This is a genomic window from Novipirellula aureliae, from assembly GCF_007860185.1.
GTDB classification, from domain to species: domain Bacteria; phylum Planctomycetota; class Planctomycetia; order Pirellulales; family Pirellulaceae; genus Novipirellula_A; species Novipirellula_A aureliae.
Genome location: NZ_SJPY01000005.1, coordinates 586,332 through 598,500 on the forward strand (window position 1 = coordinate 586,332; position 12,169 = coordinate 598,500).

The window sequence follows — 12,169 nt, forward strand, 5'->3', positions numbered from 1 at the left end:
TGAATATCGATCAGGAATTACATGTCTCCAATCGGCTCGTCACTCAGGTCGCTTTCGGTGATCATGTGAAACCCTTTCTCCCGCAACGTCTTCATCGCAAAATCAATATTTTCAACCATAATCGCCACAGCGGGTTTACCATGCGGGCGCACAAACAATGGGTAAGCTTGAACGATATTGAGTTCAGCCTGAAGCAATGCGGTACAAACTCGCAGCAGCGGTTGAGGGCCCTCAGGCAATTCGATACCGATCAAGTCCGTTTCAATAATCGCTAAACCGCTACGTTCGAGGATTTCGCGACCACGATCGGCATCGCTCACGAGAAAACGAACGAAGGCACATTCTGCGGCGTCGTTAATTGATAACGCACAAATGCGGATGCCGGTTCCCTCGAAGCGTTTGACGACTTCTAGCAACTGCCCGACACGATTTTCCAAAAAGACCGTAAATTGGCGGAGTGCCGGATAACTCTTACCGCGGGCGGTTTCAAAAGCGGTTCCGGTTCCCGATCCTTCATTGTTTTCCATGCTAGGCTCGTCTGAGTTGGTAAATACTGTTAAAAAGTTTGGCTTTAGTGTAGGCTTCGGCCACGTTGTTGGTCAATCTTCGGCAATCCTTTTGCCCCTTTTTCCTCCGAAACAACTTGGACTCAGGCAACCGTGCAAAACCCGCTTTTCCAAATCGGCGCAACGCATCAAATCGATTTCCGCGTCGAATATCACGAAACCGATGGCCAAGGCCACGTTCACCATTCCAATTACGCCAGCTATTTCGAACGCGGCAGGGTGGAGATGCTGCGGGCCGCTGGAATGAGCTACAAACGACTCGAAGAAGCGGGATTTATGCTGGTTGTGACCGAAATCAACGTAAAATACTACGCTCCTGCGAATTTTGATGATCGGTTGACCCAAACGACCGAGTTGACAGGATTCCGCAAAGTACGGCTCTACCATCATTACAAAATCGTTCGAGAAGGCAAATTGCTAGCCGAAGGATCGACCACCATCGCCTGTGTCGACCGCGAAGGCCAACCGAAGCGAATGCCGGTGAATTGGTAGGTCGAGCTGGGTAGAAATTGTCGATCCGATGGGATGGATTTAGGCGAAACAGAATGAAATCGTCGCCCTCCCAGACGACTGATAGGCGGAGCAGCGATTATCGCGTGACGAACCATCCTTCCGGTGGATCGGGTAGGTTAAAGGCCTTGTGGTAATCTCGCTGCCGTTGTTCGATCCAAACCAACGTCTCTTTATACATCGTTGTTGGATGCTGTCGAATCGCTTGTCGAGCCAACCGTTTGGCTCGTGAAAAGTCTTGAGCTGCCGCAGCTGCTAGGGCCAAGTTGTGGACTGCTGCTGCTTGCAGCGGGTGTTTTTTGGCGACTTCACTCCAAATCTGCTCCGCTTTTGCCCAATTTCCTTTGCGAGCTTCGACATTGCCGCGACGAACAGCAGCGCTGCCTAAAAAAACGACAGGAACCGCTAGAATTACCTTTTGGCGATCAATCGACGGAGTGATCAAACGATACGTCTCGCGAACGGCTGCCGATACCAAGCGATCGGTTGGATTGGGGACAAATGCCAAATCGGGATAAAGGTCGACGGCGGAGGCTTCGTCGATCACGACCGGCCGGCCACTCGATCGGTTCGATTCGTTCATCGACATCAACCGCCATGACATCGTCAGTTGATCGACCTGCTTCGCATCACCTTGATTCAAGTTGGGCGAAATTCGCCGGTGTTGGCGACCGGCGAGAACCTCGCCGCGAAGAATGTAGTCGTATCCCTGACGACGAGCCGCCGAAGCAAGCGCCACGTCGCTGGTTTGATCATCGATCGCCGAAACGAGTTGGATCGTCGAGTGGGCTTGCAATTTTTCGTAATCGACGAGCTCCAGACTCCTGCCTGGATCACGGGGCGAATTGGCCAAAAGCTGAGTGTGAATCTTATCGGCAATTGCTTCCGGCCCGGATACCTTGGAAACAGCCACCCGTTTTCCAACGGCCGATTGAATTTCGGGGGGGCTCCAAAAATGGATCGGTGCGCGCGTACTGCACCCGTTCGCCGCAGCGATCCAGACCGCTGCGGTGACACAAATCGCGATTCGAGAGAGACAGGTCGAGTGCATAACAGACGATTCGTAGTGTTTTTTCGTCCACAATGTCAACGGAACTTTTTGGCTCTCCTTCCCTACAGCCGTTGATTTCTTAGAATCTGTCTCTTTCCAACTACAAACCAATAACACTTTCAAACTCATTCGCCGAATCGGGCCACACATGCCACGCTACAATCCCGCTGAAATCGAGCCTCGCTGGCAAGCCTTTTGGGAACAGAATCGAACCTTTACTACCCCTGAATTGCCCAGTGGTCCCAAACGCTATGTTTTGGACATGTTTCCATATCCCAGCGGCGATGGCCTGCATGTCGGGCACCCGGAGGGCTATACCGCGACCGATATTGTGGCAAGATTTGCACGAATGCGAGGCGAATCGGTGCTGCATCCGATGGGCTTTGACGCCTTTGGTTTGCCCGCCGAAGAGCATGCGATCAAGACGGGTGAACATCCGCGGATCCAAACCCAACGGAACATTGACAATTTCACTCGCCAATTGAAAATGCTCGGTTTCAGTTACGATTGGGATCGCGCCATCGCAACGACCGATGAGGCCTATTTTCGCTGGACCCAGTGGATTTTTCTGCAGCTATACGACACTTGGTTCGATAGCGAGCAGCAACAAGGTCGTCCGATCGACGAATTGCCAATTCCCGCCGAAGTGACTGCCCAGGGCAACGCGGCAATCGAAGCCTACCGTGATGCCAATCGCTTGGCTTATGAGAGCGATGCACTTGTCAATTGGTGCCCCGCCCTGGGGACGGTATTGGCGAATGAAGAAGTCATTGACGGGAAAAGTGAACGCGGCGATCATCCGGTGCAGCGGATTGCTCTACGGCAATGGATGCTGCGGATCACGAAGTACGCCGAACGTTTGCTCGATGGGCTAGACGATCTCGATTGGCCCACCGGGATCAAGAAGTTGCAGCAGGATTGGATCGGCCGCAGCACGGGGGCAGAGGTCGATTTTTACGTCGGTGACCCGGCAAACTTGGACGCTTGGAAAAGCGAGAGATCGAAATCTGGCTTTTCCGCCGAGCCCGGTGATGCGGCGCTACGCGTCTACACGACGCGGCCCGACACCCTGTTTGGCGCAACCTACATGGTGGTCGCTCCCGAGCATCCGATGGTCAAGTCGTTCACGACGAACGAGCAATCCGCGGCCGTCGTAGCGTACTGCGAAAAGGCGTCCTTCAAGAGTGACCGCGAACGGACCGATGGCGGTGATAAAGTCAAAACCGGTGTCTTTACCGGCAGCCACGCGATCAATCCTGTTAACGGTCAACCGATTCCAATTTGGATTGCCGATTACGTGTTGGCAGGATACGGAACCGGTGCGATCATGGCGGTTCCCGCACACGATGATCGCGACTTCGCGTTCGCGAAGCAGTTCGATTTGCCGATCGTCCCCGTGGTCGACCCGCCGTCGGATCACCCCGAACGTGACGCGATTTTAGCGGGCGATGTCTGCTTCGTTGCCGAGGGACAAGCCATCAATAGCGGTGAGTTTGATGGCCAAACCACGGCGGAAGTGAAAGCAGCGGTTACAAACTCGCTGAACCAAAAAGGGCAAGCGACCGAAGCGGTCAACTACAAATTGAGAGATTGGTTGTTTAGCCGCCAGCGTTTTTGGGGCGAACCATTCCCGATCCTGCATGAACTTGATGCCAATGGAAAACCGACCGGAATCAAACGTGGTGTCGATCCAGCCGATTTGCCAGTCCTGCTGCCTGATTTGAAAGACTACAAGCCGCACGGACGGCCCGAACCGATGTTGGCCAAAGCAGACGACGATTGGCTGTACGTCACGATCGATGGCAAACGCTATCGCCGCGAAACCAATACGATGCCCCAATGGGCCGGTTCCTGCTGGTACTACCTACGCTATATCGATACGGAAAATAGCGAGCGATTGATTGATCCGGCGAAAGAAAAAGCTTGGATGCCCGTCGACTTGTACGTCGGTGGTGCCGAACACGCAGTGTTGCATTTGCTCTATTCGCGATTCTGGCACAAAGTCCTTTACGACCGTGGCCACGTCAGCACCCCTGAACCCTTTGGGAAATTGGTCAACCAAGGAATGATCTTGGGCGATGTCGAATACACCGGATTCGTTGATCCCGATGGCAACCCCGTCTCCACGAGCGACGTTCGCAAAGACGCCGATGGAAATCGAGTCAGCAAAGAGGGGATCCCCGTGCAATCCACGTCGATCGACGAAGACGATGTCGAAAAGAAGGGCGAAGGATTCGTACTCAAGAGCCAACCTACGATCAAGGTCGACTCGCGTGCGCACAAAATGTCGAAGGCTCGCGGTAACGTGGTCAATCCCGATGCGGTGGTTCGTGAATATGGCGCCGACGCTCTACGACTTTACGAGATGTTCATGGGGCCGCTCGAAGCGACCAAACCATGGGCGATGACTGGTGTCGGAGGCGTCCGCAATTTTCTCGACCGGGTTTGGCGAATGGTCGTCGATCAGGATGCGGATGACTTGGTGTTGAATGAAGCGATTTGCGATGAGGCGTGCGACAAAGACCAACTTCGCGTCCTGCATCAAACGATTCGCAAAGTAACCGAAGACTGCGAAGGCCTGAGCTTCAACACCGCGATCGCAAAGATGATGGAATGTACCAACTTCTTCACTCGCTGCGAAAAGCGACCCAAAGAAGCGATGTTAACTTTCTTGAAATTGTTGTCACCCTACGCACCCCATTTGTGTGAAGAGCTTTGGCACCTGCTCGGCCAAGAAGGGTCGATTTCAAAACAATCTTGGCCAACTTGGGACGAAGCAGCATTGGTCGAAAGCAGTATCGAGATACCCGTTCAAATCAATGGTAAGATCAAAGCCAAAATCAACGTCTCGCCGGATGTGACGAAGGATGAATTGGCATCGATTGCCTTAGCGGATGAAAAAGTGCAATCGTTGGTCGAAGGAAAAACAATCGTCAAACAAATCGTTGTGCCTGGTAGATTGGTAAACTTGGTGATCAAGTAGGCTGGCTGGACCAACGGGAACCCTGGCATCCACACGCCACCGGTTTCTTGTCGCGGCGGCATCGTAAAGGCTCCTTGACGATCGCCCACAAAAAATAGGTTTTTCCGAAGAATTTGTGGGTAAAAAGGAAGTTGCGGAAGTTTTTTTGGGGGCATGGCAGTCGCGATACCCATTGCCACTCTTGCTCGACTCCCTCGATGCCTCGGAGCAAGAAACGCCGCCGATCGAACATCACCTTGATGACCGCGAACGGTGTTTCGCCGAAACGACGGCGGCGACGGTATGCGATCTTGGACTCTTCTTCCGGCCTCTTTGCTCGGTGCCGACGACGGGCCGATTCGTGAACATCATCGATCACTTCTCGACCGACGTTCGGTTGCCATCCATCCCGGTGGCTCACGCCCAATGGCAAGGATGTTTCGGCCTCCGGCCTAGCTCTGCTGAGGAGCATCTTCCTTAGGGACAACGGGGTCAGGGCGGGAAGAATGTCTCGCTTGGTCGTGATAAAACGGCTTGTTTTGCCGAGGTTTCTTTTTGAACGTCCGATTGCCGATGCACCGGGAACATTCTTTTGGCCCTGCGATGCCTGAAAAAACTACCCTTCGGTACGTGGGATTGATGAATCAACCCACGGATTCTCTCGATGGAGCCAACAAAATGTCGGCATTGGGATTGCCCTAAGGGTCAACGGCCTTGTCTGTTTCCAACTCTTCGCTGGCCGGTTCGTCGCGGGCCGGTTGGTCGCGGGCCGGTTGGTCGCGGGCCGGTTCGTCGCCGGCGACCTCTTCGCGGGCGACCTCTTCGCTGGCCGGTCGATCCACTTGCTCGACGACATCGTTGGCCAATCGCTTTGCGCCGTCGGTGATACGCTCGGTATCGCTTTGAATCTCGGTTTTATCGATCCGGACATTGGTGCTATCGTCGTTCGATTCTACGGTCCACCAACCTGCCCAGGCGCTAAGGACAAGAATCAAAGCCAGTATAGCAATTGCTGTAAGAAACCCTCTCATCTTTGCGTTCCCTTATCCAATCCGCGGTGATGCTAGTAACTGCAATTGTGCCAGCCAGTGATCAAGCGCGAAGTCGTTTGGCTCGACGGCCACCACATGGTTGGCTGCAAATTCACCGATCCCATCGGGATCGGTTAAAATAACGCTGTCGGTCGCGGCCACCCAGCACGCTAATGCATCGCATTCAGGACAACCATCCTGGATAACCAAACAAGCGATTCGTCCACTGCAGCCGTGCTCGTCCAAATGTTCGCGGAACCACTTCCGGTACTCCTTCCAACCCGCCAATTCCAGTTGCGACTCGCGAACGACAATGATCAGGTTTTCAAACCCGAGGGTGTCACATGCTTTAACGAACCGCCTAACAGCTTGTTGGATCACCAGTGGATCGACTGCCAAGGCGTCAAGAATAATCGCGGACTGTTCAGGCTGTTCAAGTATTCGGTGCAACCGCCGCTCAACATGTTGGACCTCTTCTCGCAATTCGCTGGCGACAGCGGTTTCGGAAGCAAGTTTGAGCTTGAAGAAACGAGGGCTGACAGGCGAACCGCCGGGAAGCCTCGCTCCCGGCTGTGCCGATTTCTTAGCCGAATGCTCGCGGGCTGAATGCTCGCGGGCTGAAAAAAATTCGGCTTGGGGTAACGATTTGACCATCTCCGATCTCCATAGGAATGAGTCATGCAGGAGGCTGTAGGCGGTTATGATCGATGAGACCACGACCAGCAACCACATCCCGAGCAAAAAGCGTTCCCATTATTCTAGGCTTTCGCCAGCTTGCCGCAAGGGACCCTAGCCACCCACAAAGTGGGACATAGTGGCACGAAGGTGTTGCGAGCGCTTTCAATCCCAACACCGAACGGATCACGTTTTCCGCTCGGCTCTGCGAACGGATTGTGTTTGTCGGTTGGGGATCGAAAGTGGGGCGAGCCATCCGGCGAACGCTTTGCGGTCGGATAGTGGAGCGACAATCGCATCCTAATATCGGCAGGTTGCCACGTTGGCGTCTCAGGCAACATTGAATACCCTATGGTCTCGATTACCATGATAACTCCCTGTTTTAGACCGGTCCGCTCAGCATGCCCCATTCTCTCGATCCACTCGCACGTTTAATGCAAACGCTGACCGAACGGGCCGAAAAACGTCCAACGGGTTCCTATACGACCAAGCTATTGGAGGGTGGGACTGCAAAAATCGGCAAGAAAATCTGCGAAGAAGCGAATGAATTGATCGAGGCCGCCGACGAACCAGGCGATGCAGGCCGCGAGCATTTCATTTACGAGGCGGGCGATTTGCTGTTCCATACGCTCGTCTTACTTGCCCATAAATCAGTCAATTTAGAGGAAGTTGCCGCTGAACTTGCCCGTCGAGAGGGCACCTCAGGCTTAACGGAGAAAGCAAACCGAGAGAAAAAAAACTGAGTTTGGGCTTCCATTTCGATCCATCTTTCCACCAAATTTTAGAAGAAATACATTGGAAACAGAAAACCACCTCCGAATTGGGCTGCCGAGCAAAGGCCGTCTATGCGACGTTGCCACCGAGCTATTGATGTCGGCGGGTTTACAATTCCGCCGCCAATCACGCGGACTGTTTGCTCGGGTGAGCGGATTGCCGATCGACTTGATCTTCCTGCGAACCGACGATATCCCGACGCTTTGCGCTGAAGGGGCAATTGATATGGGCATCACCGGTAGCGATTTAGTCGAAGAAGCGGGTGCCGATATCCAACTGAGAATGAAGCTTGGCGTTGGACGTTGCCGGTTGGCGATTTGTGTTCCCGATGATTCCCCCATTCAATCGGCCAGCGAGCTCGATGGAAAACGGATCGCCACCAGCTTTCCCGAAGTCACCCGGCGCTATCTATCAACGCACGGTGCCAACGCTCACTTGGTATCGCTTACGGGGTCGGTCGAAGTGATGATCCAACTAGGAGTCGCAGATGCCATTGTCGACCTGGTGGAGACCGGCAGCACATTGGCTGCGAACCGACTAAGAATTTTCGATGAGATTGGTAGCTATGAAACCGTACTGATCCAAAACGATCATTGCCGTGACCAAGTTACCGCCGACCGAGTCGTTCGGCGACTTGAAGGGGTTGTGATTGCTCGCGACTATTCGCTACTCGAATACAACGTACTGCGAACCAAATTACCCGAAGCGGAAGCGATTACTCCGGGCTTCGATTCACCGACCATCAACGCACTTGAGGACGAGGCGTGGTGTAGCGTTCGCGTCATGGTAAAACGAAAAAGCGTCATTGAAGCGATGGAAAAATTGGAGCGGCTTGGTGCTTCGGCCATTTTCGAAACCACTTTGTCGAACTGTCGCTTGTAGCCCTTTTCCCAACCCACTTGTTGCCAATTGGATCCGATGCAAACCAACGAAGAACTCCCACTTGAACTTGATGTCCACGCGGTCGCGGAAAAGCTTCAACGCAACGACGACTTTCTGCTACTCGACGTTCGTGAACCGAGCGAGTACACGATGGCAAAGATCGATGGCAGCGTGTTGTTGCCAATGAGTGAACTGGCAGGCCGTGCCGGTGAACTCGATCCACACCAGGCTCGATTGATCGTGGTGCATTGCCACCACGGCGGCCGCAGCTTGCAGGTCACTCACGCGCTCCGCGCAAGCGGCTTCAGCCGAGTTCAAAACATGGCGGGTGGTATTGACCAATGGAGTCTACAAATCGATGCATCGGTGCCGAGGTACTAAGCGAGGGGTTATTGGCTGACGTCAAACTGAATGCCGGGAGGAATGACGCCGTAAATCCCATTGGTAAAGACCTGCTGGACCCAGTTGTCGAAGCGGACAATGGGTCTTTCGGGGACGATGATCACGTCTCCATCACGCACCCATATTTCATCTGCGGGCGAAGGCCTTCTACCAAACACGGCTCCCTGCAAATCGAGCATTGTGGAGATAAGACGCCAATCTTCGGCACGCCGAAAAATGACCACTTGCCGCATATTTGCGGTCGGTAAGTGACCACCTGCGGTCGCGATCGCGCCGAGAACGGTGGTTGGCGCATCGATCTCGATTCGGTTCGGTGTGCCGACCTGCCCAAGCACATGAACGTAGTGAGGTGCCTGGGAATCCAAAAGGGGCTCCACCTCCAGACCGACGACGATCTGGGCGTAACGCAAGTTGATTTCGCGTTTCATTTCGCTGAGCGAAAACCCCTGAACGTTGACGGCACCGATTCCTGGTAAGCGAATCATGCCGTCGGGCATCACAACCACACGCACCGATTGCTGATTAAAACCACTTTGCCCGCCAACCGCTGCACGGATATCCTCAGCCAATCGATTGGTCTCAATCGGCGTCACGTCGATGTCGGGCTTGTCGTACAATTCCAAGTAAGCTTCGTTGAGAGCCTCCTTAAACTGAGTCACCGACATCCCTGCAGCCCGTATCGGTCCGAGCAAGCGAACCGACACGGTCCCGTCGGGCTGGATCGTCAAACCGTTTTCTAAGGTTCCACGAGTCAATTCTTCGTTGGTCAGCGATTCGATCAAAATCGAATCGCCAGGCGTCAACCGGTACATGCCTGAAGGTTGCATTCGAGTAATCAAGTAGAAAACTTCGACCGCATCCCCAGGTCGCAGCCGATACTCATTGAGGTGTGCCAGCCGTGAGGGCCCGGCATATCCGCCGGGGCCATAGGAACTAAATGACATCGGCCGGAAATCGCTCCATCGCGATTCGCCACCACATCCGTCTTGGCAATCGACGCCCATCATGCATGAGTGGCAAGCTCCGCCACATCCCGCCCCATCACCTATCGCCGCATCGCATCGAGTTTGGGCACAACCGATCGATTGACCGTTCCCATTGCGACACAATGCAACATGGCCCAGTATCATAAGCATCAACAACCACAATCTCAGCAATCGTTTTATGGTGGTATGGATGGACATGTTATTCGCTAACGATAAATAAATAGGAGAAGAACTGCTTCACGGCATGGAATCGCTTCATGACACGATCACCACCATTTGGTCATCGACTCAAATGCATTGCGAATGAGGTTGGGCTTGTCCGCCTGAACGCTACCGTCTTGATTTGCCGAGGAGGGACCGCTGTTTTTTTCCGATGATCGGTTGGTGCTTTGCGAAGCGAAACCAAACGGAGTTGCTTGCGCAGATCCCATCCGATTCGAAACGAGTTGGCCCGAAACGGGCTGGCCCGAAACGCTGGGCTCCGCTTGGCCCAGATGATTGCCTTGCCCATTGCTTTGGATCGACTGGATTCGCGTGGCTGGCATGACGGGACGAGAAACTGCAGCAAATTCGGCTGGCGAAAGCCGTTCGATGTTGGGAATTGGCTTGCGATTCCTATTGGCCATCGCTCGCTGACTTGCTTCCCGGTAGGACCGCTCAAGCTCCGCGGCCTGCTGTGGCTGCCCACTCGATCTCAGAACATGGACAAGCGCCATTTGCGTGTCTAAGTCGTAGCGAAGGCTAAGAGAATGGGACAGCACTCGCCGAGATTCTTCGAGTAGCCCGACTTTGGCGAGCTGAAAACCAAGGCTCGATGCCAAAGAGGCATTGTCCGGTTGGCCCTCAAGTGCAGCGCGTCGAAGACAGAGTGAAGTGCTCGTTGGCATCGTCGCGGGATCGTTGCGGGTCAAGTAGATTGCCGCGAGCAAATCCATCGCTTCGGCCGCCAGTCGGTTTTGGGCGGCCAGCGAAGCGAATCGATTGCGAGCTTCGTCCAGATAGATTTCAATCGCTTGTGTCGCACTCAGTTTGCTCAGGTTTGCCGAATGCAACGTTTCGGTTTGATGTGATTTGACGATCACGTCGAGACTGATTTGACGATTCGCACTCGCCTGATTTTGATTTGCAAAGTCACGTGCTTCCAAAAGAGCGGTGCGGGCAAGCTGCAGCTCGGAACGTGGGTCGGGAGCGGAATAGCCGAGCTTGGGCGGTTGGCCTTTGGAAGCAATCGCGATCGCTTCGGCCGTGTCGACAAGCGACTGCCAAGCGGACGTCTCGGCCGACAGCGAGGCTCCGACCTGGTATTCACGAGTTGCTTGATCGAGCATTGCGCGGGACTCGGTTTGAGACTTCAATGACGTCGCATAGGGCAGTGAAACCGTTTGCACGTCGGGTGTGCTCTTTGGCTTGGGCAGCCACATCGTCGGCTTGGACGAATCTTCCGAACGCGGTCGACTGGCCACCGACACAGGTTGACTCACGAACGATTTCTCTCTGACATTCTCTCTGACATTTTGTTTGTTCGAGACGGTCCGGTTGGCGGGATAGGACGTATCGATTTCGCGTCGAGGTGCTGCGACTTCGGGGGCAGGGATCACCGCGTTGGCGGATGCCGCATCGGCGACTCGGTCATCAGGAGTGTCGTGCAGCGGTAGATCACTCGACTTTTTCCATTCGAAAGCAATGAGTGCGACAAACACAATCGCCAACCACTTCACCTGAGAGTTGAAATTCGCAGAGCGGTGTGAAGCGATGGCTTGGGATTTTGTCGTAGACTGATTTGCGTTCATGATATCTTTCCAGGTCGCTGACTTGTCGATCATGCCAATCGCTGTATTCGGCATTTCCCTACGCTCTGGGAAAGATCGGATAATCCGAACACCTATGCCCTGCGAAACCGGCTTCGCGAAGCCAGAAGAGCAATTTTGAGAGATAAAATTCGCTACAACGGTTACAACTTGCCAAACCGAAAGCGAAATTCTTAGCATTTTGCTCGCTTTACCCTATCAATTCGCACTTGACACACGAGCGTAGTAGCCTATATTTGCTCATAGTTAAAGAAGGACGGGCCGACCGCCGACTTGGGTTGCCTTCTTCTTGGGATAGGTTTGCTGGCGAATTTAGCCGCTACTCTCTTCGGTGTCTCGCTTCGGAAAAGCGATCACCCCTCGCCGCACGAAATTGGCTAGAGAAGGAGCGTTGCAATTGCGAACGGAACGGTTGGCATAGAAAATGCTACCAACACTTCATGATGTAGTCTCTATGACGAATGTTTCCCGTCATACGTTTCAGAACGGAATAACTGAACGAATTTCACTTTGAATCTCAAT

The 12,169-nt window shown here is 53.7% G+C and carries 12 protein-coding genes; 6 read left to right on the top strand and 6 right to left on the bottom strand.

The window, feature by feature from the left end; all coding sequences use genetic code 11:
* Positions 1–17 precede the first annotated feature (17 nt).
* Positions 18–527, bottom strand: a complete 510-nt coding sequence (locus Q31b_RS17465; RefSeq protein WP_146600919.1) for an acetolactate synthase — start codon at positions 525–527, stop codon at positions 18–20.
* 132 nt (positions 528–659) lie between these two features.
* On the opposite strand from Q31b_RS17465, the gene Q31b_RS17470 reads away from it, so the two are divergent.
* Entirely contained in the window at positions 660–1,058 is a 399-nt protein-coding gene (locus Q31b_RS17470; RefSeq protein WP_231617648.1) for an acyl-CoA thioesterase, read from the top strand.
* Positions 1,059–1,155: 97 nt separating this feature from the next.
* On the opposite strand, the gene Q31b_RS17475 is transcribed toward Q31b_RS17470, so the two are convergent.
* The gene (locus tag Q31b_RS17475) at positions 1,156–2,127 is read right to left on the bottom strand and encodes a tetratricopeptide repeat protein (RefSeq protein WP_146600920.1); all 972 of its coding nucleotides are present in this window, start codon (positions 2,125–2,127) and stop codon (positions 1,156–1,158) included.
* Positions 2,128–2,275: 148 nt separating this feature from the next.
* Between Q31b_RS17475 and leuS the strand changes: the two genes are divergently transcribed.
* Together leuS and Q31b_RS17485 are read left to right on the top strand one after the other, a co-directional pair.
* Positions 2,276–5,110, top strand: a complete 2,835-nt coding sequence (gene leuS / locus Q31b_RS17480; RefSeq protein WP_146600921.1) for a leucine--tRNA ligase — start codon at positions 2,276–2,278, stop codon at positions 5,108–5,110.
* 115 nt (positions 5,111–5,225) lie between these two features.
* Positions 5,226–5,570 carry a hypothetical protein gene (locus Q31b_RS17485; RefSeq protein ID WP_146600922.1) on the top strand — a complete coding sequence of 115 codons (345 nt, stop codon included), beginning with the start codon at positions 5,226–5,228 and terminating at the stop codon, positions 5,568–5,570.
* A 217-nt stretch (positions 5,571–5,787) separates the two neighbouring features.
* Here the strand turns inward: Q31b_RS17485 and Q31b_RS17490 are convergent, their stop codons facing one another.
* A complete protein-coding gene (locus tag Q31b_RS17490) occupies positions 5,788–6,120 on the bottom strand; it encodes a hypothetical protein (RefSeq protein WP_146600923.1) in 333 nt (110 codons plus the stop codon).
* A 12-nt stretch (positions 6,121–6,132) separates the two neighbouring features.
* Positions 6,133–6,774, bottom strand: a complete 642-nt coding sequence (locus Q31b_RS17495; protein ID WP_146600924.1) for a hypothetical protein — start codon at positions 6,772–6,774, stop codon at positions 6,133–6,135.
* Positions 6,775–7,196: 422 nt separating this feature from the next.
* On the opposite strand from Q31b_RS17495, the gene Q31b_RS17500 reads away from it, so the two are divergent.
* The 3 genes from Q31b_RS17500 to Q31b_RS17510 are packed head-to-tail and all read left to right on the top strand — an operon-like array spanning position 7,197 to position 8,832.
* Positions 7,197–7,538: a phosphoribosyl-ATP diphosphatase gene (locus Q31b_RS17500; protein WP_146600925.1), complete on the top strand. Its 342-nt coding sequence runs from the start codon at positions 7,197–7,199 to the stop codon at positions 7,536–7,538.
* Between the two features lie 52 nt (positions 7,539–7,590).
* Positions 7,591–8,451, top strand: coding sequence for an ATP phosphoribosyltransferase (gene hisG / locus Q31b_RS17505; RefSeq protein WP_146600926.1), 861 nt, complete (start codon positions 7,591–7,593; stop codon positions 8,449–8,451).
* Between the two features lie 36 nt (positions 8,452–8,487).
* A complete protein-coding gene (locus tag Q31b_RS17510) occupies positions 8,488–8,832 on the top strand; it encodes a rhodanese-like domain-containing protein (RefSeq protein WP_146600927.1) in 345 nt (114 codons plus the stop codon).
* Positions 8,833–8,840: 8 nt separating this feature from the next.
* Here Q31b_RS17510 and Q31b_RS17515 read toward each other — a convergent pair whose 3' ends face one another.
* The gene (locus Q31b_RS17515) at positions 8,841–10,037 is read right to left on the bottom strand and encodes a polysaccharide biosynthesis/export family protein (RefSeq protein WP_197171724.1); all 1,197 of its coding nucleotides are present in this window, start codon (positions 10,035–10,037) and stop codon (positions 8,841–8,843) included.
* A gap of 68 nt (positions 10,038–10,105) precedes the next feature.
* Positions 10,106–11,683 (bottom strand): hypothetical protein, encoded by a 1,578-nt coding sequence (locus Q31b_RS17520; protein WP_146600928.1) that lies wholly within the window; start codon positions 11,681–11,683, stop codon positions 10,106–10,108.
* Positions 11,684–12,169: the final 486 nt, after the last annotated feature.